Below are 22,125 nucleotides of genomic sequence, written 5' to 3'. Positions count from 1 at the left end.
AAATGTGCCGTGAAAGCCACATTCACGGCGTGGCGACGAGGTCGGCCAGGTGTTGTGACATGGCCATGACGCCGCCCGCGTTCGCGATGACGGTGTAGGTGGTGTTTCGGTCCGGTAGGTGCACGCTGCGGAAGTTGATCCCGGCATCCCCGCCTTGCAGGGCGAAACCGCCGGGTACGGGCCAGAAGCCGCAGCCGTCGGCGAGCATGCGATCCGGCGAAGCGAGGATCCGGCCGCTCATCAATGCCGACCAGAACGCGTGTACATCGCCGACCGTGGAGTAGAGGCCGCCATCGCCGTGGCCGTGGACCGGGACCTCCAGCGCGTTCGTCCGGCCGTCGGGCAGGTAGCCCGTCGCCGCGTCGCCGGGGAGGGCGTCGGTGCGCAGGAAACCGGTGTGCCGCAAGCCCGCCGGGACGCACACCCGCTCCTGCACCAGGTCCGCCAACACGGTTCCGGTGACCCGCTCGGCCATCGCCCCGAGCACGACGTAACCGCCGTTGTTGTACGAGAACCGCGTGCCCGGCGCGGAAACGGCGGGCAGCCCGGCCATCGCGGCCAGGTAGTCCGAAGTGGACGCAAGCAGGCATTGGCCCGGCGGCGGGTCCTCGTCGTCGGGGCAGTAGTCGCCGATGCCCGAGGTGTGCCGCAGCAGGTGCCCGACGGTCACCTCCGGGTGCACCAGCGGCAGTTCGTCACCCAGCACCGAACGCACCGTGGTCGACTCGGTGAGCAGCCCCGAATCGATCAGCGAGAACACGGTCGCCGCGGTGAAACCCTTGGTACCGCTGGCAAGCGCGAACCGCGTCTCCAGTGTGTTCGCCACGCCGTACGCCCGGTGCGCGAACCCGCGAGCCTCGGCGAACACCGTCTCGCCACCCCGGTCGGCACGCGCGACCCCGGTGAACATCAGCGCGGCTTCAGCAGGTAGTCGACCACCGGCCGCAGTTCCTCGGCCGACGGCGGCTCGTCGTCGATGAGGCCCTGCACCAGCAGCCCGTCGATCCCCGCGAGGAACACCCGGAACGCCACCTCGTCATCATGCCGCACCATCGACGTCAGCACATCCAGCCAGCGCCGGGCAGCGGGCCGCAGTTCCGGGCGCCGCGCGGCGAGCAGGTACAGCTCGTACTCCGCCATCGTGCGCCCGCGCCGCGGTCCGAGCGCCTCCGCGAGCAGCGCCGCGACCTCCTCGGCGCCCCGGCTCCCGCGCGAGCGCGCGCGGTCGATCATCCAGTACACCTCGGTCGCCATGTCGCGCGCGCACGAGATGAGGGTGGCGATCAGCAGGTCGTCGAGGCTGTCGAAGTGGTACGTGGTCGAGGTCAGCGGCACCCCGGCTTCGGCGGCCACGGTCCGGTGGGTGACCCCGGCGACGCCGTCGCGCTCGATCACCCGCAGCGTGGCGTCGATCAGTTCCGCGCGCCGCTTCTCCCCGCGTGCCCGCCGCCCGTCCGCCTGCCGTTTCAGTGCGCTCGCCCCAGTTCCAGCAACACGACACCGGCGATGACCAGCACCAGCCCGGCCCCCATGGTCCAGTTGAAGCCCTCGTTGAGGAACACCGCGCCGATCAGGGCGACCAGCGCGACCCCGGCCGCGGCCCAGACGGCGTAGGCGACCCCGATCGGCAGTCCCGCCTTGAGGACCTGGGCGAGCATCGCGAACGCGAGTCCGTAGCCGAGAACGACGATCACCGAGGGGATCGGCTTCGAGAAGCCCTCGGAGAGCTTCAGTGAGATCGTGGCCGTGACTTCGCCCGCGATGGCGATGGCCAGGAGGAGGTACGGGCCCATCCCGCGAAACTACCTGAACGATAGTCCCACTAACCAGCGAGGTTTGCGCCACATCAGGGGGACGCCGAGCGCGCCGATTGGTTACTGATGAGTAATCAGCGCTACCCTCCTCGCACCACCACATGCCAGATGAACCCCGGAGGCCCCCGACATGGGTGCTGTACAGCTCACGCTCGGGCTGATCGCCGTCGCGGTCAGCCTGGTCGCCTGGAGCATGTTCGTCGTCACGATCGTGCGTTTCGTCAAGATCATCCGCCTCGGCCAGCCCGATCCGACGCGGAACGGTCCGTTCGGACCGCGGATGAAAACGCTGATCAAGGAGTTCGCCGCGCACACGCGGATGAACAAGCTCAAGCACGTCGGCCCGTGGCACTGGCTGGTGATGTGGGGCTTCCTGATCGGCTCGCTGGCCCTGTTCGAGGCCTACGGTGAGGTCTTCGAGCCGACCTGGGGCTGGCCGATCCTCGACCACTGGTCGCTGTGGCACCTGCTGATGGAGCTGCTCGGCGTCGGCACCATCGTCGGCGGGCTGGCGCTCGCGGTCATCCGCCAGCGCAACCACCCCCGCCGCGCCGACCGGGTGTCCCGGTTCGCCGGGTCGAACTTCCGCCAGGCGTACTTCGTCGAGTTCATCGTGGTCTTCGAGGGCATCGGCATCCTGGGCGTGCGGGCGGCGAAGTCCGCGCTCGGCTCCCACGACCTGCCGACCTGGGCCGCCTTCGTCTCCGAGCCGCTGGGCAACCTGCTGCCCGCCAGCGCCACCCTGGTCTCGGTGTTCGCCTTCATCAAGCTGATGGGCGCGATGATCTGGGTCTGGGTGGTCTCCAGGAACATGACCATGGGCGTGGCCTGGCACCGGTTCAGCGCCTTCCCCAACATCTACTTCAAGCGCGAGGACGACGGCGGGGTGGCGCTCGGCGCGCTCAAGCCGATGATGAGCGACGGCAAGCCGCTCGACTTCGAGGAAGCCGACCCGGAGAAGGACGTCTTCGGCGCCGGCAAGGTCGAGGACTTCAGCTGGAAGGGCTGGCTGGACTTCACCACCTGCACCGAGTGCGGCCGCTGCCAGTCGCAGTGCCCGGCGTGGAACACCGGCAAGCCGCTGTCGCCGAAGCTGCTGATCACGCAGCTGCGCGACCACGCCTACGCGAAGGCGCCGTACCTGCTGGCCGGTGGCCGCAAGGACGTCACGGGTGAAGAGGTCGGGCTGACCGGCGACAACCCGCACGCCGGCATCGACGTGCTCGCGCTGGCCGAGGCCGAGCGCCCGCTGATCGGCGGGCCGGACGAGCTGGGCGTCATCGACCCCGAGGTGCTGTGGTCGTGCACCAGCTGCGGTGCCTGCGTGGAGCAGTGCCCGGTGGACATCGAGCACGTGGACCACATCGTCGACATGCGCCGCTACCAGGTGATGATCGAGTCGAACTTCCCGACCGAGCTGAACGGGATGTTCAAGAACCTGGAGAACAAGGGCAACCCGTGGGGCCAGAACGCCAAGGACCGGCTGGCCTGGGCGGACGACCTGGACTTCGAGGTGCCGGTGTTCGAGGGCGAGTTCGGCGACACCGAATACCTGTTCTGGGTCGGGTGCGCCGGTGCGTTCGAGGACCGCGCGAAGAAGACCACCCGCGCGGTGGCCGAACTGCTGCACATGGCCGACGTCAAGTACACCGTGCTCGGCCCGGAGGAGACCTGCACCGGTGACCCGGCGCGGCGCGCGGGCAACGAGTTCGTCTTCCAGATGCTCGCGCAGCAGAACGTCGAAGTGCTGAACACGGTGTTCGAGGACGTCGAGCCGCTCAAGCGCAAGATCGTGGTGACCTGCGCGCACTGCTTCAACACCCTCGCCAACGAGTACCCGGAGCTGGGCGGGCAGTACGAGGTCGTGCACCACACGCAGCTGCTGAACCGCCTGGTGCGGGAGAAGCGGCTGGTGCCGGTGGCGCCGATCGCCGAGGACGTCACCTACCACGACCCGTGTTACCTGGGCAGGCACAACAAGGTCTACGACGCGCCGCGTGAGCTGGTCGGCGCTTCGGGTGCTTCGCTGCGGGAGATGCCGCGGCACGGTGACCGGTCGATGTGCTGTGGTGCCGGTGGGGCGCGGATGTGGATGGAAGAGCGCATCGGCAAGCGGATCAACGTGGAGCGCGTGGACGAGGCGCTCGGCACCGCGCCGTCGAAGATCGCCACCGGGTGCCCGTTCTGCCGCGTGATGCTGACCGACGGCGTCACCTCGCGCCAGAGCGACGGGCTGGCCAGCGAGAAGGTCGAGGTGGTGGACGTGGCGCAGCTGCTGCTCACCGCGGTCAAGCGCAAGCCGGCGCCGGTGCCGTCCACTGTGGACACCGCGTTGCCGTCGAACGGCTCGGACCCGCTGGAGGAGCCGGGCGGGGAGGCCCAGCCGGACGGCAAGGCCGACACCCCCACGGACGAGGTGCCCACCGGCACCCCGCTCCCCGACGAGGACAAGTAGCCCTCCGCCCAATGCTATGAGTGGGGCATTACTAGCGTTCAACGCTAGTAATGCCCCACTCCTTGCGTTCTCTACACGTGAAGCCCATTCGGTTCCGGCTCGATCTTCCCTAGCCTGGGGCCCATGACAGTCGTGCGGGTCAGCCGGCGCCGGGAGATGGCCGCCCTGTTCAGCGGGGTCGCGTGCATGAACATCGCGATGGCCGGCGCCAGTACCGCCGGGGTGCTGATCGCCACCGGGTCGCCGGGGCCCGGCTGGAGCGGGGTGCCGTCGGCGGCCGGGGTGCTCGGGACCGCGGCGGGCGCGCTCGGCTCGGCCCGGCTGGTCGCGGCACACGGGCACCGCCGGTCGCTGCTCACCACCTACGGCATCGGCTCGCTCGGCGCCTTGCTCGCCGCGGCGGGCGCGATCACCGGTCTCTTTCCCGTGCTGCTGGCCGGATTGCTGGTGCTCGGGCTCGGCAACGGCGGCGCGCAGCTGTCCCGGTACGCGGCGGCCGACCTCTATCCGGCCGAGCGCAAGGGCCGGGCGCTCTCGGCGATCGTCTGGGCGGGCACGGTCGGCGCGCTGGCCGGGCCGCCGCTGATCGCCCCGGCCGCGCACACCGCGGACGTGCTCGGGCTGCCGGGGCTCGCCGGTCCGTTGCTGGTCGCCGCGCTGGTGACGGCGGTGGCCGCGGTCGCCAGCGCGGCCCTGCCCAGGTCCAAGCCGGACGTTCAGCCGGAAACCCGGGCGTACACGGGGTTCGCGGCGGCGTTCGCCCGGCCCGCGGTGCGTGGTCCGCTGCTCGCCATGGTCGCCGCGCAGGTGGCGATGGTCGCCATGATGACGATGTCGGCGCCGCAGTTGCACCAGCACGGGCACGGGCTGGAGGTGGTCGGCTGGACGCTGACCGCGCACATGATCGGCATGTTCGCGCTGGCGCCGGTCTCCGGGCGCATCGCCGACCGGTGGGGCGGCCGGGCGGCGATCTTCGCCGGGATCGGCACGCTCGCGGTGGCTTCGGCGGCCGCGATGACCGCGCCGACCTCGCACACCACCGGCATCCCGCTGTCGTTGTTCCTGCTCGGCTACGGCTGGAACCTGGTCTTCGTCGGCGGCAGCAGCCTGCTGAGCAAGCAGGCCCGCAAGCTGCAGGGCACTGTGGACGCGGTGGTGTGGTCGACCTCGGCACTGGCCGGGCTCGCCGCCGGGCCGCTGTTCGCGCTCGGCGGGTACGTGCTCGTGGCCGCTGTGGCGGGGATCACCGCACTGGTTCCGCTGGCCGTGCTCACCCGAAGCTGAAAACGCCTCGTGCATTGCGCACGTGCATTACAAGACATTGTCCGCACTGGACAAGTGGACACCCGAAATTCAGCCGGGCGAAACTTTCCCCGGGGCACCGATGCCCCGGTTTTTCCCATTTGGCGGATAGACAGGGGCAGTAGCATGAAGATTCCTCACTGCCGACGTCGCCGGTGAGGCTCATTTGTGCGAGCGGAGGGGCGGCGCATTGTGAACGATTCGTCCGGCAGACGGAACGGCTTGACCATTCACCAAGATCAGGTCCAGCCGATTCGTGAGCCGCGGATGATCCCGGAACCGGTGCCCGCGCAGCGGTCGCTGGTGCGCCCGTACGTGCTGACCAAGGGCCGCACGAAACCCAAGCGCCACCTCGCGGTGGAGACGATGATCTCCACCAGGGCCTGCGCGCAGTGGCGGGACGCGCGACTGGGCGCCGAGTACCACTCGGTGCGCGCGGTCTGCGCGGAACCGCGCTCGGTCGCCGAGGTCGCGGCGCGGCTGCGGGTGCCACTGGGGGTGGCCAGGGTCCTGCTGGGGGACATGGCCGAACAGGGCCTGGTGGCGGTGCACGGCGCGGTCGCGACCCCGGGCACGCGGCCCGACCTGGCACTGATGGAGCGCGTGCTCACCGGCCTGCGGCGGCTCTGAACCGCGCTTACCATCGGCCGGTGGCAAGTGAATCCGGCGGCGGCAGCACGCTCACCGTACTGCTCGCGGGTGGGGTGAACCTGGCGATCGCGGTGCTCAAGGCGATCGCCGGGCTGATCACCGGTTCCTCGGCGATGATGGCCGAAGCCGCGCACTCGGTGGCCGACACGATCACCGAGGTGCTGCTGCTCACCGCGTTGCGCCGGTCGGGGCGGCCCGCCGATCGCGTGCACCCGTTCGGGTACGGCAAGGAGCGCTACTTCTGGGCGTTGCTGGCCGCGGTGTCGATCTTCGCCTCCGGCGCGATGTTCGCCTTCTACGAGGGTTTCTCCACGGTCTTCGGCGAACCGCAGGAGCAGGAGAACCCGCTGCTCGCCTACGGGGTGCTCGCGATCGCGTTCGCCCTCGAGTCCGTCTCCTGGTTGCAGGCACTGCGGCAGGTCCGGCGTGAGTCGGCGGAGGAGCACCGCTCGGTCGCCGAGCACCTGCGGCTGATCGACGACCCGGCGCCGAAGACCGTGTTGTTCGAGGACTCGGCCGCGCTGCTCGGCATCCTGCTCGCGTTCGCCGGCATCGGACTGCACCACCTCACCGGCTCGGCGATCTGGGACGGCCTCGCCTCGATCGCCATCGGCGCGCTGCTGGCCGTGGTCGCCTACACGCTCGGCCGCACCAACCGCGGCCTGCTGATCGGGCGGCAGGCGGATCCGGTGCTGGTCCGCGGGGTGCGCGACCACCTGGCGAGCGCGCCGGAGGTGGACGCGCTGGTCGACCTGCAGACCATGCTGCTGGGCACCGACCAGGTGCTCGTCTGCGCGCGGCTGGACTTCGTCGACACGCTCAACGCCGGTGAGCTGGAGCGGGTCTGCGTGCGGCTGGCTGGCGAGCTGTCCGCCGCCTTCACCGACATCAGCGAGGTCTTCCTGGAGCCGGTGCCGCGGACCGACGCGGCGCTGCGGTCGGCGGTGCTGGACCGGTACGGCGACTGGCGGCCGTCCGGCTGACCCCTTGCGCGAAGGAATGAATCGGCGTTCAATCCTTCCATGCCCTACCGCCGCACGCCCCGCGTCCAGGCACGCCTGGACTCCCAGCGCGCGAAGATCCTGGACACCGCGATCGAACTGCTGGCCGAGCACGGCTACGCGGGCTGCTCGATGGCGGCCGTGGCGAGCCGGGCAGGCGTCGCCACCGGCAGCGTCTACCGGCACTTCCCCGGCAAGGCGGAGCTGGTGGTCGAGGTCTTCCGCGAGGTGGTGACCCGCGAGGTCGCCGCGGTCGAGGCGGCCTCGGCCGAGCCGGGTGAGCACGCCGACCGGATCCTCGCGGTGTTCGACACCTTCGCCACGCGGGCGCTCAAGGCCCCGCGCCTGGCCTACGCCCTGCTCGCCGAGCCGGTCGACGCGCCGATCGAGGCCGAGCGGCTGGTGTTCCGCCGGGCGTTCCGCGACGTCGTCGCCCGCCGGATCACCGAGGGGACCAGCGCGGGAGCGCTGCCGCACCAGGACGCCGAGGTCACCGCGGCGGCGCTGGTCGGCGCGGCCGCCGAAGTCCTGATCGGACCCCTCACCGAGAACGACGCCGAAAGCGCCCTGCCCGCCCTGCGCACCTTCGTCCAGCGCGCCCTAGGAGGACATTGATGCCCGCCACCCACGAGGTCACCAACCAGGTCCCGCTGCTCACCGGCTACAACGTGGCCGACGATCCGGCGCTGCTGGCCGGGCTGCACCGCGAAGGCGCCGGGTGGGCCGAGCCGGAGCTGCGCGAACTCGGCGCGCTGGCCGGGGGTGAGCAGGCCCAGGAGTGGGGTCGGCTGGCCAACGAGAACCCGCCGAAGCTGCGCACGCACGACCGCGTCGGCCACCGGATCGACGAGGTCGAATTCCACCCGCACTGGCACGACCTGATGGACGTCGCGGTGAGCCACGGGCTGCACGGCACGCCGTGGCAGGACGACCGCGCGGGCACGCACGTGGCGCGGGCAGCGAAGTTCTACGCCTGGGGCCAGGTCGAAGCCGGGCACAGCTGCCCGATCTCGATGACCTACGCGGCCGTGCCCGCGCTGCGGCACAGCCCGGAGCTCGCCGCGGTCTACGAGCCGCTGCTCGCCGCCCGCGAATACGACTTCGGCCTGCGTGAACCCAGTGGCAAGCGCGGGCTGATCGCGGGCATGTCGATGACCGAGAAGCAGGGCGGGTCCGACGTCCGCGCGAACACCACGGTCGCCCGGCCCGCCGAGGACGGCTACCGGCTCACCGGGCACAAGTGGTTCACCTCGGCCCCGATGTCCGACCTGTTCCTGACGCTGGCGCAGGCGCCCGGAGGGCTCTCCTGCTTCCTGCTGCCGCGCGTGCTGCCCGACGGCACCCGCAACCGCATCCACCTGCAGCGGCTCAAGGACAAGCTGGGCAACCGGTCCAACGCCTCCGCCGAGATCGAGTACGACGACGCGGTCGGCTTCCTGGTCGGCGCGGAGGGCCGCGGTGTCCAGACCATCATCGAGATGGTCAACATGACGCGGCTGGACTGCGTGCTGGGCAGCGCTTCGGGCATGCGGTACGGCGTGGTGCGGGCGGTGCACCACGCCGGGCACCGCACCGCGTTCGGCAAGCGGCTGGCGGACCAGCCGCTGATGACGAACGTGCTGGCCGACCTGGCGCTGGAGGCCGAGGCGGCGACGACCGTCGCGATGCGACTGGCCGGGGCCACCGATCGCAGCGGGGAGGCGGCGTTCCGGCGCCTCGGGCTCGCGGTGACGAAGTACTGGGTCTGCAAACGAGCGCCGATGCACGCCGCGGAGGCATTGGAATGCCTCGGCGGCAATGGCTACATCGAGGAATCGGGAATGCCGCGGTTGTTCCGCGAATCGCCGTTGATGTCCATTTGGGAGGGTTCCGGGAACGTCGCCGCACTGGACGCGTTGCGCGCGATGGCGAAGCAGCCGGATTCGGTCGACGCGTTCTTCACCGAGGTCGAACTGGCCACCGGCGCGGATTCCCGATTGGACGATGCGATCACCGCGGTCCGCAAGGAACTCACCGATTTCGAGCAGATCGAATACCGCGCGCGGCGCATCGTCGAGTCGCTCGCGCTGGTGCTGCAGGGCTCGCTGCTGGTGCGGCACGCACCGGCGGCGGTCGCGGACGCCTTCTGCGCGTCCCGGTTCGGCGGCGACTGGGGCGTCGCGTTCGGCACCCTGCCCGCGGGGGCCGATGTGGAAGCGATCATCGAACGGGCCCGGGTATGAGCGTCCGCAGCGAGTCCGCCGGTCCGGTCACCACGATCATCCTGTCCCGGCCGGAGAAGCGGAACGCGGTCGACGGGCCGACCGCGGCCGCGCTGGCCGAGGCGTTCCGCGCCTTCGACGCCGACCCGGACGCCCGCGTGGCGGTGCTGTGGGGCGAGGGCGGCACGTTCTGCGCGGGCGCCGACCTGAAGGCGATCGGCACCGAGGACGGCAACCAGGTCACCGAGGACGGCGACGGCCCGATGGGCCCGACCCGGCTGCGGCTGGGCAAGCCGGTCGTCGCCGCGATCGCCGGGCACGCCGTGGCCGGCGGCCTGGAACTGGCGATCTGGTGCGATCTGCGGGTGGCCGAACAGGACGCGGTGTTCGGCGTCTTCTGCCGCCGGTGGGGCGTGCCGCTGATCGACGGCGGCACGGTCCGGCTGCCGCGGTTGATCGGCACCAGCAACGCGATGGACCTCATCCTGACCGGCCGCGGGGTACCCGCCGACGAGGCGCACCGGATGGGCCTGGTGAACCGGCTGGTCCCGCCCGGGCAGTCGCGGGCCGAGGCCGAGCGGCTGGCCGCGCAGATCGCCGCCTTCCCGCAGACCTGCCTGCGCGAGGACCGGCTGTCGGTGCTGGAGCAGGAGGGCCTGTCCGAAGAGGACGCCATGGCGGGCGAGCTGCGCCACGGCCTCGTTTCCCTGTCCTCGGACGCCTTGGCGGGCGCTCAACGGTTCGCTTCCGGCGCCGGTCGGCACGGCGAGGTGTGACTCGGCGCACAACAGGTTTGCCCGCCCCGGGGCCGGGGTAGTTGATCACCGGTGTCCGGCGGACGCCGGCCCGCAGGGGGTGCGACTCATGGTGGATCTGCGGTCCGGAAGCCGGCAGGGACGGACACCCCTTTACCCAGTGCACAGAGGAAACGCCGGCAGCCACGGGCTCGCCGGCGTTTCTGTTGGCGGACCTCAGTAGCCGAAGTTCTGGGTCCAGTACCAGCCGTCGGTGGCCACGCCCACGCCGAGCTTGGTCAGGTCGCAGTTGAGGATGTTGCGCCGGTGCCCCTCGGAGTTCATCCACATGGTCATCGTCTGCTCGGCGGTGGTGGAGCCCTTCGCGATGTTCTCCGCGCCCGGCTTCGGGTAGCCCGCCTTCTTGATGCGCTGGTCGAAGGTGACGCCCTCGGGCGTGGTGTGCGAGAAGTAGTTCCGCGCCGACATGTCGTCGCTGTGCGCCTGCGCGGACTTCACCAGCCGGTCGTCGATCCCGACGGCACCGCAGCCCGCCTTCGCGCGCTCCTGGTTCACCAGCGCGACCACCTGGGCGCCGCGCGAGCCGTCGACCGGCTTGGCCTTGGGCGTCTCCTTCGGCTTGGCCGACGAGGTGGGCGCGCTGCTGCTGCTTTCGGGCGCCGCTTCGCTGCTGCTGGGCGGCGCGGTCGACGAGGACGGCGGCGGTGTCGTGCTCGTGGTGACCGGCGGCGCGCTCGCCGTCGTCTGCTGCGCGGCCCGGAACGCACTCAGGTCCTCGGTGACCCGCTGCTGGCCCGCGAGGGCGTCGGCCTCGGCGGACCGATCCAGCGTCAGGTAACCACCGGCGGCAAGCGCACCACCCATCAGGACACCAAGTACCACTGAAAGTGACTTCTTACGCGGGTTCACGGCTGGCACGAGCCCGGAAATTACCACCAAAGCATGATCATGTGGACCCTACGTAAGCAGTGGGTAGTTAGTTCACGTGGTTTCGGCCACGTCGAGAGACGAGCACCAGAGCCGCGCCCGCGAGCAGCAAAACGAGGCCCGCGACCAGCGTCGGCAGGGCGTCGACACCGGTGGACGCGAGCGACTTCGCCGCCGTCTGCTTCGGCGTCCCGCTGCCACCCGACTGGTTCGCCGCACCGCCGCCGACCTGCACCACCGCGGTGTCGGAGTCGGTCAGCGCGACCGTTGCCCGGTCGGTGTCCGGCGTCGCCTTCGCGTTCGCGGTGTTGCTCAGCTGCCCGCTCTTCGGCGCCGGGGTGGTGCACGTCCAGGTGCGCGTCTCACCGACGCCGAGCCGCTCGAACGAGCGGTCGCAGGCGGCCAGCGTCGGGTCGGTCACCTCGACGGGGGCGAGCACCGTGTTGCCGGTGTTCTTGGCGGTCAGCGTGAAGGTGACGGTGGCGCCGGCCGCCGCCTGCTCCGCGCCGGCGTCCTTGGTCAGCTCCAGGCCGGGCTTCGCCGAGCGCAGCATCAGCTCGTCCTTCGAGCGGACTTCCTGAGCGAGGGCGTCGAAGCCGGTGACCTTGACGAAGTAGACGACGTCCTCCTCGCCGAGGGTGAACTCGCAGTTCACTTCGTGCTTCTCGCCGGGCTGCAGCGTGCCGATGGTCGCGGCACAGCCGGTCAGGGGGTCTTCGACGGCGACGTCGGTCAGCACCGCGTCACCGGTGTTGGTCACCTCGACGACCAGCGCGGCCTTGTGCCCGGGGTTGACCGGCTTCTCCGGGCCGATGAGCTTGGCCGTGATGCCGGGTCCGAGCACGTCGACGCCGGAGTCCGCCTCTTCGTTCAGCTTTCCGCCGAGGGGGTCGACCGCGCTCACCGCGGCCGTGCTGGTCACGTCCTGATCGGCGACGAAGGTGCAGGTGCGGGTCTCGACCGCTTCGGGGTCCAGCGACTCGACGGTGAAACCGCAGGACGGCTCGCGGTCGTCGGTCACCGCGACGTCGGTCAGCGGCACGTCGCCGGTGTTGGTCACGGTCAGCGTGACCGTCACCTCGTCACCGGGGTGCGCCTTCAAGGGAGAGATGGTGTGCTCGAACTTCAGCGACGGGTGGATCACGTCGACCGAAGCGGTTGCTTCGCTGGTCAGCGGTTTCTTGTCGGCGGCGAGGGTGCTCGCGCTGGTCTTGACCTCGGCGTCCTCGGTGGCGGTCATCGCGCACTGGTAACCCTCGGAGGTGCCCGCCAGCAGCGAGTTCATCGTGCGCGCGCACTCGGGTGCCAGGGTGTCGGCGACCTTGATGTCCTCCAGGTCCTCGTCGCCGGTGTTGGCGACCTCCACCCGGAACACCACGGAATCGCCCACCCGGTACGGGCCGCCCAGCGCCTTTTTCGTCAGCGACAGCCCGGGGTTGATCACCTGGAGCTGCTGCTCGGCGGAAGCGAGCACGAGCCGGCTCGTGCCGTCGGTGCCGTTCGCGCGGATCGTCTTGTCGATGCTCTCGGCGGCCTTGACCGAGCACTCGTAGGTGTCGGTCGCACCGGCGGCGAGCTTGCCGATCTTCTTGCCGCAGTTCGGATCGGCCACGTTGACGTCCCGCAGCGGCGAGTCACCGGTGTTCTTCACGGTGACCGAGAAGGCCGCGGACTCGCCCTTGCGCGCCAGCTTCGGGCCACTGATCTGCAGGTCGAGCTTCGGGTGGATGACGTCCACCGCCGCACTGGCCGACGCCTCCGCGCGGCGCCCGGCCGGCGGGCGCGCGGTGACCGTCGCCTCGTTGGTGAAGTCCTGCGCGGGCGCGGCGGCGAAGCAGCCGTAGCCCCAGACCCCGCCCGGCTCCAGCGGCTCGGCGCGGCTCTGCGAGCACTCGGGGGTGCGCGGGTCGGTCACCGTCACGCGCGCGAGCGGCACGTCGCCGGTGTTGCGCACGGTCAGCTGGAAGGTCACCTGGTCGCCGGTGCGGAACGGCCCGCCGACGACCTCCTTGGTCAGCTCGATCCCCGGTTGGTCGGCGGCGGACGCGGGGGTGACCGCGAAAACCGCCGGGCCGCCGAGGGCCAACACGATCGCCATGCCCATACGGGCCAGCCCGGCCTTGCGCACGAAACCCCCATCGGAGCCAGTGGATACTGCCGACTATTCGCCGGATCGGGGGATTTCGTTACACGCTTCGTAGTGCTTTCCGGGCCAGGTCAGCGTTTGGTGTCGATCAGGTGAAAGTTCTGGTAGGCCCGGCTCGGCGTGGGCCCGCGCTGGCCCTGGTACCGGGAACCGGCCTGCGTCGAGCCGTAGGGGTGCTCGGCCGGGCTGTGCAGCATGAACAAGCACATCTGGCCGATCTTCATCCCCGGCCACAAAGTGATCGGCAAATTGGCCACATTGGACAGTTCGAGGGTGATGTGGCCGGAGAAACCGGGGTCGATGAAGCCGGCGGTGGAGTGGGTGAGGAGGCCGAGCCTGCCGAGCGAGGACTTGCCCTCGAGGCGGCCCGCGAGGTCGTCGGGCAGGGTGAAGCTCTCGTAGGTGGAGCCGAGCACGAACTCGCCGGGGTGCAGCACGAACGGCTCGTCGCCCTCCTTCTCCACCAGCGAGGTCAGCTCGTCCTGCTGGAGGCGGGGGTCGATGTGGGTGTACTTGGTGTTGTTGAAGACCCGGAAGAAGCGGTCGAGCCGGACGTCGATGCTGGACGGTTGCAGCATCGCCGGGTCGAACGGGTCGACGCCGAGCCGTCCGGATTCGACGTCTTTGCGGAGGTCTCGGTCACTGAGCAGCACGGGCCCAGGTTAGCCGGGGTCAGGCCGCGCTCCGCATGTGCTGTGCGTAGGTCGCGTCGATCTCGAAGAGTTTCGCGAGGTGGGCGACGTAGGCGCGGCGCTCGGCCAGGCCGATGCGCTCCTGGAGCGCGGTGAGCCCGGGCACCGTGCGGCGGACCGTCTCGGCCGCGAAGATGGCCCCGGCCGCGGCCACGATCGCCCCCTGCGCGACGCGGTCGTCGGGCAGTTCGAGGAAGTCGGCGTTGGCCTTGCCGAGCACGAGTCGGCTGATCGAGGAGTGCACGCGGACCGAGACGTGCGAGAGGACCTTGCCGAGGACCCCGCGGCCGTGGCCGATCTCCTCGTGAGACTTGAGCAGGGCCCTGGCCAGGCGCTTCGAGTCCTCGTCGGGGATGAATTCGGTGGCGGCGAGCAGCCAGAGCAGGCGCCAGGCGTCGCGCTCACCGGCGGGCAGCAGTTCCTCGTCGACGCCCATGAGCCAGCCGGCGTAGCGCCAGAGGTGCAGGATGTCGGCGCGCTCGCGGGCGGTGTAGCGGATGCCGAGCAACTGGGTGCCGAAGACGAAGACGAGGGAGAACAGGAGCAGCGTGCCGGTGGTCTGGACCTGGTTGACGGGCCGGTCCCACCTGTCGTAATCCCAGTCGGGCCGCCGGTTCATCGCGGCGCGGACGTGCGCGTGCACGATCCGCACCCGCAACGCGGCGGCGTACCCCTCGGCCCCCGACTGGAGCGCGCCGGGGTTGGTCACCTCGATCCACCAGGTCGCCGTCTCGACCAGTCGTTTTGTCGCCTTGTGCTCGATGGCGCCGGTGCCCACCAGCGACTTCGTGGCCCGCGATGCGAGGTAGCCGCCCATCAGAGCCATGTCGCCGAGCGGGAAGAGGCCCAGCAGCCCGGTGCGCACGATCGCCCGCGCCCCACGCTCGACGCTGGCCCGATCCACCCAGAACGGCGTCGCCTCGACGGCCAGGAAGAACCGGCGCAGTTCGTCGGGCGGCTCCTCGATGCTGTCGATGCCGTCCTTGAGCGCCCGCTCGAACAACTCGCGCCCCGCGGGGTTCTCGCGCATCATCGCCACCACCGCGTCGGCCGCAGGATCCTCGGCCTGCGCGAACTCACGCAACCGGCGGACCTGCTGCTCGTCACCCCGGATGTCGCCCCCGGAGAACCGCGCCGCCAGCCGGAACCCACCCTGGCGGAACAACTCAGGCTCGTCCACGCAACCTCACCACCTCTGGACAACAAGTGTTGTCACTTGCCGGGTGCCCCGTCAACCCGGTAGGTTCAAGGAGGCCGGAGCAAGGCGGGGATGGACACCGTGTATGCTCGGTCGAGTACTGCGGATGTAGTTCAATGGTAGAACATCAGCTTCCCAAGCTGAATACGCGGGTTCGATTCCCGTCATCCGCTCGCTGCGCGAAGGCCCAGGTCACACATTGTTCGATGTGGACCTGGGCCTTTCGCTTACCCCATTGTACGGTGGCCGCGTGTCATTAGTCAGCTGAGCCCTGCTCGCTGTGCCGCAGCTCCTTGGCCGAGGTGCCCACCTTCGACGGTCCACCTCGATGGACACCAACACCGCCTGGCGCGCATTACTGGAGGACAGCGCGGGGCACAGGCTGCTGACAGCACGAGGCTTGCCGGTGACCGCAGCCACCCTCTTCTTGCGACGGTGCGCAAGCCGGCGCCTCCAGCGCTCTCCAACACCGACATGCGGTCCCCCATCCGCTCTGGCTCATTTAGCTCTCCGACCGGGAGTTCCGCGTACGACACTGCCTCTACGGCAGCCGCCAGCTCCAGTGCAAGGCCATCCGCACCCGAGCGCCTTGGCGTCCCCGAGGAGCGCCCTCAGAACCCCTTGCCGGTCGGCGGGTCCAGGAACTCCACCCGCACACCCGTCAGGTACTGCTCCCGCTCAGCCAGGAAGCGCTTGGTGTGCTCGTTGGTTTCATGCTGGTCAAACGCCTCACGGCTGGCGTACAGCTCGTAGAACACGCGCGAGAGCGGCGCGTCCTTCACCTTGTGCACCGCGTAGATCAACGTGCCCGGCTCCGCGTTCCTGATCAGGGGCGCCGTCACTGCCACCAGCTTGTCGAACCCCTCCGCAGCCTGCTCATCCCGCAGGTAGAACCGCACCACAAGCGCGAACATGATCACTCCCGTCATCGAGTCGCACTCAAATACTAGGAGGCACTAAGATGCGCCATAGCACCTACGAACCTGGACGAGATTATCTACCAGTCATCCGAGCATTGCCCTTTGGCACTTACAATAGCCACAAGGCATACGCTGAAAAGCTATCTAGCAATGAGGTTGAGCTAACAACTCAGCGCACTCTGACATAAGACTACCCCGCCCCTCCATCATCCTACGTGAAGAAAAATAACTTATTTCTAGTCAATCTACAAAGATTCGTTCCTCGACAACTAACGCTGAGCATTAGGCCTCGCGGCGATCTTTGCAGATGACGCGTCAGGGACACCTCCCGTGTATTTGCGCCATGCAGCCGCCCCGCCACCCTTTCCAGGAACGCGCTCGATCTGCTTACGGTCAGCCAACCTGATAAAAATCGACTTTACCTTGTTCTCGGAGCCAATTCCGGTAAGCTCACGAACTCTTTTATTGGTAATTTCTGGAAAGTTCTCCAAGTATTCCATAATCATCTGCTCAGGGGAAGCGAGCTTCTGGTGTCGCACTTCCACCAGAACCGAGTGGTCGGTTTCTCGAATAATAGGATCCTTCAATTTCAATTTTTTCATGGCAGCAAACGCCGTGTTCAACCCCTCGCCGACATCCTTATTGGGAGGTTCCGGAAACTTGTTGATCCATCTAACAATGTTACCATTACGCGAGTAGCGCTCGCGGAGGATATTTTCTGCGGTTATGTGCGCAGGGAGCCTCCCGGGACTTTCGATCTCAACTCGATTGTCGAAGATACGAATGTGAACGTCATCGGCAACCCCGTAATCGCGGTGCAGAACGGCATTGGTTATAATCTCATGGAGCGTCTCAATCGGGTATTGAATTTGCTCGAGCCCCGAGGGGCCCAAGTATTGGATCTCTTCGATGACTTCCACAACCTTGGAGACAGCTCCATAAATCTGACGATATGCCCCACCCTCGATAGTAATGGGATTGAAGGCGAGATTTTCGCGTGACCCTTCAATATCGGTCGTCTTGTAGCGATAGATCTTGATTGCAGAGCGTTTCGGCAATGCCGCTTGAGGCTCGTCGCTAAATAGCAGAGTAGCCGCAACGGTCGGCTTTCCGTCGTCAATGAGGAGTTGCTTGCGCAGGAAAATCTCCGGCTCGATTATCGGAACGATCGAGATCATGAATTCGATCATTGCCTCCGAGTTGGTGACGAAATCGAGGGGAACCCTGGTAGTTTCAGTCTCAAAAGAAGTTATACCCTTATTTCGCCTCAGGACGTCAAGGGCCTCTTCTGTTTTGACGGCGATATTTTGCGCGCCACGTCGCACGTAAGGATGGCCATCCGTTGCACGTTTAATATCTCGCGATTTTTGAATATTCACATGTAGGACATAGCCACCCCGACCAGATTCTCTTCGCAAAAACTCATATGAGAAATACTGTCCCAGAGGGAATATCGACTCAAATGCCTGAATATGACCGTTGGCGTCTTCGGTCCTACTAAACCCGCGCCAGGTTCGGCGAGCACGATCGGATGACTCGTCAACTCCGATGTAGAGTTCTCCGCCATCCGCGTTGGCAAACGCCGAGATCGACCTACTTAGCTTCGAGGGCGAGACTTCGATCGCCTTCAGATCCGCGAAGTGACCTTCGTCCAGTCCAATTATCTGGTTTACTTCGTCCGCTCCCACAGATGCAATTTGAATCGACACAGGCACACTATGTCACTCGACGAGAGATTTGTCACGCCGATTGAAGGTATGCTGTGCCGTCTCGATGTCATGGCAGCAACTCAAGCAGCCAAACTTCGCCGAATTTGGCTCTATGGCGTCAAGGAGGCGCCGTCAGCGACGGCGCGCGCGTCGCTGGAGCAGGCCGTCCGCGTGCGGTGCATGTGAGCCTTATAGGCATCCGGCCTTCCTGCCCACTCGTGTTCAACGAGCGTCGACTGGCGGGAGCAGCGTGTTACATCGGAAGCGCGGCTGTGGCCACCCCGGAGCTCAATTGTGACAAAGGCTGGGGCTTCGTATCGGGATGAGGGTGGTGGAAGTGGGCGTCTGGGCGCGCAAGCCGTGCCATAAGAGGGGTCAACGACGGTCATCAGCGGGTACGGGCGGGCAGCTACTCCCACAGGTCAAGGTGGTTTCCGGCATGTTTAATCTGGTTCCCAAGCTGGATACGCGGGTTCGATTCCCGTCATCCGCTTCAATAATGAATTCCCGGTTGCGATGAATCGGCCGGCGAAGTCTTTGTTTGTCGGTAGCGTTCATCCGCCGGTGGTTTCCGGCCGCGAAAGCGCGGGGAAGTTGGCCAGCTTCACCCAGTCGTCGACCGCTGCGGTGAGGATCTGCTTCACGCGCTCCTTGGTTTCGCTCAACGCGAGGTCGATGAAACACGGGCATTCGGTCAGATCGCGACCGTTGGCCAGGCACACCGCAATGCCGGTCAGCTGCACCCCACGGGCGACTGCGGTGAACTTCGTGTCCAGTGGCAACGGGAGGTTCGCGGCAAGCTCCCGGGCAACCGCCTCCGCCAGCTTGCCTGCTTTGAGGCGCCTCGCGAACCAGGCCGCGATCGAACCCACCGCGTTGTGCATCTTCGTCTTCGTCGCCAACGTTTCCGCCGCCAACTCGGCCAAAGCCCTGCACAACCGCGACCGCCTGCGAGTGAACAGCTTGTGCCAAGTGCGGTCTGTGATGTAGTCGGTGGCGCGTCCGGCGACTGTCTCCTGCCAGCCATCGATCGCCACTTCTCGACAAAGTTTGGCCGCCGCTTCGACCCGCTTCTGCTTCCGGCGCTCAGCAGCCGGAGACGGGGTACTGCTCCCGGTCCGCTGCCCAGTGGGGCGTGGGGTTGACCAGGACGCGTTCGACGACGATGAAGGCCGCGCAGGAGATGATCGGGCAGGGCGCCCTCGACTCTCCTTCGGGTTCCGCGGACCGGCTTCCGGCATCCCCCGATGCTGGTGACAGCGTTCCCCGGCCCGGCGGACCGTGTTCCTGCACAGAGTGTTCGTCTTGGTACGAGCACGACACCGCGCCATCCACTGAGAGTCACCCCTCGCACACGGATCGCGCGACGGCCAAACAGGTGGCCGTCATGAAATCTGGTCCAGCCTCACTTTTCCTTGTGGAAGACGTAGGCGGCGGATACTGGGTGGTTGCGGTACTTCGACCACTTGGGTTTCAGGGTGATCCATCGGTCGTCCACTACGGCTTCCCCTAGTTCGGCCAGGTGCCAGCCGGTGCTTAGCGCGGCGGTGAGGTGGTCGCTGATGAGGTGCACGGTGGTGGAGATGGCGATCGACTCGCCGGCGGCGTTGGTGAAGTGGGTGGGCATGCCCGAGGCCATGATGAAGTGCGGGTGCAGGCCCACCAGGGCGAAGTGCGCGTTCGGCGCGGCGACGCGGAAAGCCTCGCGGTACAAGGGGGTCAGGTTCGGTAGGTGCTCGTCGATCAGGGAGGCGATGAGCAGGTCGTACGTGTCGTCCGGTAGGCCGGTGTCGGTGACATCGCCTTCCAGCAGGGTGTCGTGCGCACCGCGGGCGCGGGCGGCGGCGAGCATTTCCGGGGTGAGGTCGATGCCGTCGATCGCGGGTACGCCGTGGCGGCGGAGCCAGGCGCCGGTGCGGCCGGTGCCGCAGCCGAGGTCCAGTGCCCTGGTCGTGCGCGACCACTGGGGCACGGTCAGGTCGTCGAGCACGGCGATGTCCATCTCATCCCGGACCGTGTCCTCGTACGTGCTGACCCACTCGCCATAACCGGTGCGCACGTCGACCGTGCGGTAGCCGCGCGAATCGAAATTCTCGAACTCCATGCGGCCGAGTATGGCGATCACCGCGCCGCGCCCAAACCGAATATCACCGCAGGCGCGCCGGGGCCTTCGTCCGCCACGCCTCTTCGATCAACTCCGCCAGCTGCTCCTCGTCGACCTTCGCCAGGTCGACCAGGATCGCGCCGTAGCCGTCGTAGTGCGGCGTCGTGTAGAACGCCGGGTCGCCCGAGGCCAGCAGTGCCTCCTTCTCGTCCAGCCCGCACATCAGCACCAGGCCGCCTTCCGCCTCGGTGCGCAGGCGGGCGAACGACTTGCCCGCCACCTTCAGCGACGGCGTGCGGTACGAAGTGGACTCTTCGACTTCCGGCAACCGTTTCGCCAGCGCGACGGCGTCTTCCCAGGTAGGCATGCTCCCATTGTCACGGCCCCGGCTTGGAAGAACGGGAACTCACGACCGCGGCGCGTACATGATCACCGCGACCCCCACCAGGCAGACGGCCACGCCGATCAGGTCGTACCGGTCCGGCCGGTAGCCGTCCAGCACCACGCCCCACAGCAGCGAACCGGCCACGAAGATGCCCCCGTACGCGGCGAGGATCCGGCCGAAGTGCGCGTCCGGCTGCAGGGTGGCGACGAAACCGTACGCCCCGAGCGCCACCACGCCACCGAGCACCCACAGCCAGCCGCGCTGCTCCCGGACGCCCTGCCAGACCAGCCACGCCCCGCCGATCTCGGCCAACGCGGCCAGCACGAACAGGACCAGCGAACGCACCACCGTCAACGCGTACCCACCCAAGAGAGATCAGTCGCCGAATTGAGGACGATCTTCTCAGCGACCTCGACCAGCGCGGACTCCCAGCCCGGCCCCCGCACCCCGTACTCGGCCGGTGGCGTCCGCAGCACCATCCAGCGCCCGTCTCCGAGCGGCACGCTCAGCGCCGCGCCGGTCTTCGGCTGGAACGGGACGAACTTGCCCCGGATGCCGCGCACCAGCACCTCGTACCCGCCGGGGAGATCCGCCGGCGCCGGGGCGACCGCGGCGTCGAACTCCTTCCAGCTCCCCGACGTGTTCCAGTCGGACGCCTTGGTCACCGCGGTCGACGGCGAACTGCCCTCGACCGAGACCTCCACCCGCTCGGGCGGCAGGCCGAGGTCGAACTGGGGGGTGAGCACGTCCGCGGACTCGTGCACCGACTCGGCGATCCGCGGTGCGATGACCCTCGGCTCGGCCACCTCGTGGAACTGCAGGCTCAACCGGACCTTCGGCGCGGGCAGCCAGGCCAGCGAGGCCTGTTCGGGATCGTCGGTCACCTCGAAAGCGCCGGGCCTGCCGTGCACGCTCGTCCTCTGGGGCTCCGGTGCCCCGGTGATGTCGTCGGTCCACACGGGCAGCCCGTCGGGCCCGGGAGTCGCCTGCACGAACAGGGAGATGCGGGACTCGCCCGACGCCCACGTCCGGATCTGGATGTAGTCGTACGCGTAACTCCGGCTGGTTTCGACGTACCCGTCCGGCAGCCAGCCCACGTCGTACCGCATCGGCAGGCCGGGCAGCTCCCGTTGCGCGAATCCGGCCACCGGCGCCGGTGGCGGTGAGGGCGCCAGCAAGGAGGTCGCGCCCAGGGCGAGCACCGCCACGAGGGCCGCGACGAGGCTCACCACCAGCGTCCTGCGCGAAGATCGCCGCTCACCGGTCAGTGCGTGCAGGATCGGGCCGCTGTGCGGCGCGCGGTGGGCCTGTTTCGCCAGTGCGGCCTTGATCAGCTCCTCGGTCATGCCTGCTCCGCCTCCAGTTCGATGGCCCGCAACGTGGTGAGCGCCCGCGAGATGTGGCTGCGCACGGTGCCTTCCCGGCACCCGAGCAGCGCCGCGATCTCAGCGTCGGAGTAGTCCTCGTAGTAGCGGAGGACGACGGCCGCGCGTTGTTTCGCCGGGAGTGCCGAGATTTCGGCCAGCATCGTGTCCCGCGCGTCGTAGTCGTCGGCGGGATCGTCGCTGCGGCCCAGTGCCTCCCACTCGGCGTGCGACAGCGAAACGTCGGTCCTGGCCCGGCGGCGGCGCCACGAGAGGTACTCGTTGGTCACCATCCGCTTCACGTACGCGGCCGGCTGGCCGGTCGCGGCGATGCGCGGCCAGCGTTGCTGCGCCCGCAGCAGCGACTCCTGCACGACGTCCTGCGCCAGGTACGCGTCGCAGGTCAGCACGGTCGCGTACCGCAGCAGCGGGTCCAGCCGCTCGGCGACGAACTCGTCGAAAGTGGGGCTCACCCCTCTCAAACGCACCAGCCCCCCGTTC

22 protein-coding genes and 1 tRNA gene are annotated in these 22,125 nt (G+C 68.1%); 8 read left to right on the top strand and 15 right to left on the bottom strand.

Features of this window, described 5'->3' with window-relative positions; genetic code table 11:
- Positions 1-22 precede the first annotated feature (22 nt).
- From JOM49_RS07270 to JOM49_RS07260, 3 genes are read right to left on the bottom strand one after another with little or no spacing between them, the layout of a single operon-like run.
- A complete protein-coding gene (locus tag JOM49_RS07270; RefSeq protein ID WP_209663574.1) occupies positions 23-910 on the bottom strand; it encodes a serine hydrolase domain-containing protein in 888 nt (295 codons plus the stop codon).
- Positions 910-1,470: a TetR/AcrR family transcriptional regulator gene (locus JOM49_RS07265; protein ID WP_209670924.1), complete on the bottom strand. Its 561-nt coding sequence runs from the start codon at positions 1,468-1,470 to the stop codon at positions 910-912. Before JOM49_RS07265 ends, JOM49_RS07270 begins: the two co-directional genes overlap by 1 nt.
- Positions 1,467-1,793, bottom strand: coding sequence for a DMT family transporter (locus JOM49_RS07260; RefSeq protein ID WP_209663573.1), 327 nt, complete (start codon positions 1,791-1,793; stop codon positions 1,467-1,469). The genes JOM49_RS07265 and JOM49_RS07260 overlap by 4 nt, the downstream gene beginning before the upstream one ends.
- A gap of 151 nt (positions 1,794-1,944) precedes the next feature.
- Here JOM49_RS07260 and JOM49_RS07255 point away from each other — a divergent pair, with 151 nt between their 5' ends.
- The 7 genes from JOM49_RS07255 (at position 1,945) to JOM49_RS07225 (ending at position 10,200) form a co-directional block, all read left to right on the top strand.
- Positions 1,945-4,269, top strand: a complete 2,325-nt coding sequence (locus JOM49_RS07255) for a (Fe-S)-binding protein (RefSeq protein ID WP_209663572.1) — start codon at positions 1,945-1,947, stop codon at positions 4,267-4,269.
- A 123-nt stretch (positions 4,270-4,392) separates the two neighbouring features.
- Positions 4,393-5,553 (top strand): MFS transporter, encoded by a 1,161-nt coding sequence (locus JOM49_RS07250; RefSeq protein WP_209663571.1) that lies wholly within the window; start codon positions 4,393-4,395, stop codon positions 5,551-5,553.
- Positions 5,554-5,838: 285 nt separating this feature from the next.
- Entirely contained in the window at positions 5,839-6,201 is a 363-nt protein-coding gene (locus JOM49_RS07245) for a DUF742 domain-containing protein (RefSeq protein ID WP_209663570.1), read from the top strand.
- Between the two features lie 20 nt (positions 6,202-6,221).
- The gene (locus tag JOM49_RS07240) at positions 6,222-7,205 is read left to right on the top strand and encodes a cation diffusion facilitator family transporter (protein WP_209663569.1); all 984 of its coding nucleotides are present in this window, start codon (positions 6,222-6,224) and stop codon (positions 7,203-7,205) included.
- Positions 7,206-7,244: 39 nt separating this feature from the next.
- Positions 7,245-7,838 carry a TetR/AcrR family transcriptional regulator gene (locus JOM49_RS07235; RefSeq protein ID WP_209663568.1) on the top strand — a complete coding sequence of 198 codons (594 nt, stop codon included), beginning with the start codon at positions 7,245-7,247 and terminating at the stop codon, positions 7,836-7,838.
- Entirely contained in the window at positions 7,838-9,445 is a 1,608-nt protein-coding gene (locus JOM49_RS07230) for an acyl-CoA dehydrogenase family protein (protein WP_209663567.1), read from the top strand. Before JOM49_RS07235 ends, JOM49_RS07230 begins: the two co-directional genes overlap by 1 nt.
- Positions 9,442-10,200: a crotonase/enoyl-CoA hydratase family protein gene (locus JOM49_RS07225; RefSeq protein WP_209663566.1), complete on the top strand. Its 759-nt coding sequence runs from the start codon at positions 9,442-9,444 to the stop codon at positions 10,198-10,200. Before JOM49_RS07230 ends, JOM49_RS07225 begins: the two co-directional genes overlap by 4 nt.
- A 195-nt stretch (positions 10,201-10,395) precedes the next feature.
- Here the strand turns inward: JOM49_RS07225 and JOM49_RS07220 are convergent, their stop codons facing one another.
- The 4 genes from JOM49_RS07220 to JOM49_RS07205 form a co-directional block, all read right to left on the bottom strand.
- Positions 10,396-11,043 (bottom strand): CAP domain-containing protein, encoded by a 648-nt coding sequence (locus tag JOM49_RS07220; protein ID WP_209663565.1) that lies wholly within the window; start codon positions 11,041-11,043, stop codon positions 10,396-10,398.
- A 112-nt stretch (positions 11,044-11,155) separates the two neighbouring features.
- Positions 11,156-13,234, bottom strand: coding sequence for a CLIPPER-2 domain-containing protein (locus JOM49_RS07215; RefSeq protein WP_209663564.1), 2,079 nt, complete (start codon positions 13,232-13,234; stop codon positions 11,156-11,158).
- Positions 13,235-13,323: 89 nt separating this feature from the next.
- Positions 13,324-13,905 carry a dCTP deaminase gene (gene dcd, locus JOM49_RS07210; RefSeq protein WP_209663563.1) on the bottom strand — a complete coding sequence of 194 codons (582 nt, stop codon included), beginning with the start codon at positions 13,903-13,905 and terminating at the stop codon, positions 13,324-13,326.
- A gap of 19 nt (positions 13,906-13,924) precedes the next feature.
- The gene (locus tag JOM49_RS07205) at positions 13,925-15,124 is read right to left on the bottom strand and encodes an oxygenase MpaB family protein (protein ID WP_209663562.1); all 1,200 of its coding nucleotides are present in this window, start codon (positions 15,122-15,124) and stop codon (positions 13,925-13,927) included.
- A gap of 120 nt (positions 15,125-15,244) precedes the next feature.
- On the opposite strand from JOM49_RS07205, the gene JOM49_RS07200 reads away from it, so the two are divergent.
- Positions 15,245-15,315: transfer RNA gene (locus JOM49_RS07200), tRNA-Gly, on the top strand.
- Between the two features lie 438 nt (positions 15,316-15,753).
- Here the strand turns inward: JOM49_RS07200 and JOM49_RS07195 are convergent.
- The 8 genes from JOM49_RS07195 to JOM49_RS07160 all read right to left on the bottom strand — a co-directional run bounded on the left by JOM49_RS07195 (position 15,754) and on the right by JOM49_RS07160 (position 22,097).
- Complete coding sequence (locus tag JOM49_RS07195; RefSeq protein WP_245369251.1) at positions 15,754-16,071, bottom strand: putative quinol monooxygenase; 318 nt, start codon at positions 16,069-16,071, stop codon at positions 15,754-15,756.
- Between the two features lie 260 nt (positions 16,072-16,331).
- Positions 16,332-17,750, bottom strand: a complete 1,419-nt coding sequence (locus JOM49_RS07190) for an RNA/DNA-binding domain-containing protein (RefSeq protein ID WP_209663561.1) — start codon at positions 17,748-17,750, stop codon at positions 16,332-16,334.
- A gap of 575 nt (positions 17,751-18,325) precedes the next feature.
- Entirely contained in the window at positions 18,326-18,808 is a 483-nt protein-coding gene (locus JOM49_RS07185) for a hypothetical protein (RefSeq protein ID WP_209663560.1), read from the bottom strand.
- Positions 18,809-19,176: 368 nt separating this feature from the next.
- The gene (locus JOM49_RS07180) at positions 19,177-19,875 is read right to left on the bottom strand and encodes a class I SAM-dependent DNA methyltransferase (protein WP_209663559.1); all 699 of its coding nucleotides are present in this window, start codon (positions 19,873-19,875) and stop codon (positions 19,177-19,179) included.
- Positions 19,876-19,918: 43 nt separating this feature from the next.
- A complete protein-coding gene (locus JOM49_RS07175; RefSeq protein WP_209663558.1) occupies positions 19,919-20,242 on the bottom strand; it encodes an MmcQ/YjbR family DNA-binding protein in 324 nt (107 codons plus the stop codon).
- 39 nt (positions 20,243-20,281) lie between these two features.
- On the bottom strand, positions 20,282-20,614 hold the full coding sequence (locus JOM49_RS07170; RefSeq protein ID WP_209663557.1) for a YnfA family protein: 333 nt from the start codon (positions 20,612-20,614) through the stop codon (positions 20,282-20,284).
- On the bottom strand, positions 20,611-21,606 hold the full coding sequence (locus JOM49_RS07165; protein ID WP_209663556.1) for a hypothetical protein: 996 nt from the start codon (positions 21,604-21,606) through the stop codon (positions 20,611-20,613). Before JOM49_RS07165 ends, JOM49_RS07170 begins: the two co-directional genes overlap by 4 nt.
- Positions 21,603-22,097 carry a SigE family RNA polymerase sigma factor gene (locus JOM49_RS07160; RefSeq protein ID WP_209663555.1) on the bottom strand — a complete coding sequence of 165 codons (495 nt, stop codon included), beginning with the start codon at positions 22,095-22,097 and terminating at the stop codon, positions 21,603-21,605. Before JOM49_RS07160 ends, JOM49_RS07165 begins: the two co-directional genes overlap by 4 nt.
- Between the last annotated feature and the right edge of the window lie 28 nt (positions 22,098-22,125).

It is taken from the genome of Amycolatopsis magusensis (genome assembly GCF_017875555.1).
GTDB classification, from domain to species: Bacteria; Actinomycetota; Actinomycetes; order Mycobacteriales; family Pseudonocardiaceae; genus Amycolatopsis; species Amycolatopsis magusensis.
This window is presented reverse-complemented; position numbering and strand designations above follow the sequence as displayed.

Coding starts and splice junctions, on each gene's coding strand:
- JOM49_RS07270 (WP_209663574.1), bottom strand. CDS start 910: ATGTTCACCGGGGTCGCGCGTGCCGACCGGGGTGGCGAGACGGTGTTC.
- JOM49_RS07220 (WP_209663565.1), bottom strand. CDS start 11,043: ATGGGTGGTGCGCTTGCCGCCGGTGGTTACCTGACGCTGGATCGGTCC.
- JOM49_RS07235 (WP_209663568.1), top strand. CDS start 7,245: ATGCCCTACCGCCGCACGCCCCGCGTCCAGGCACGCCTGGACTCCCAG.
- JOM49_RS07255 (WP_209663572.1), top strand. CDS start 1,945: ATGGGTGCTGTACAGCTCACGCTCGGGCTGATCGCCGTCGCGGTCAGC.
- JOM49_RS07180 (WP_209663559.1), bottom strand. CDS start 19,875: ATGGAGTTCGAGAATTTCGATTCGCGCGGCTACCGCACGGTCGACGTG.
- JOM49_RS07260 (WP_209663573.1), bottom strand. CDS start 1,793: ATGGGCCCGTACCTCCTCCTGGCCATCGCCATCGCGGGCGAAGTCACG.
- JOM49_RS07250 (WP_209663571.1), top strand. CDS start 4,393: ATGACAGTCGTGCGGGTCAGCCGGCGCCGGGAGATGGCCGCCCTGTTC.
- JOM49_RS07165 (WP_209663556.1), bottom strand. CDS start 21,606: ATGACCGAGGAGCTGATCAAGGCCGCACTGGCGAAACAGGCCCACCGC.
- JOM49_RS07230 (WP_209663567.1), top strand. CDS start 7,838: ATGCCCGCCACCCACGAGGTCACCAACCAGGTCCCGCTGCTCACCGGC.
- JOM49_RS07175 (WP_209663558.1), bottom strand. CDS start 20,242: ATGCCTACCTGGGAAGACGCCGTCGCGCTGGCGAAACGGTTGCCGGAA.
- JOM49_RS07195 (WP_245369251.1), bottom strand. CDS start 16,071: ATGACGGGAGTGATCATGTTCGCGCTTGTGGTGCGGTTCTACCTGCGG.
- JOM49_RS07225 (WP_209663566.1), top strand. CDS start 9,442: ATGAGCGTCCGCAGCGAGTCCGCCGGTCCGGTCACCACGATCATCCTG.
- JOM49_RS07245 (WP_209663570.1), top strand. CDS start 5,839: ATGATCCCGGAACCGGTGCCCGCGCAGCGGTCGCTGGTGCGCCCGTAC.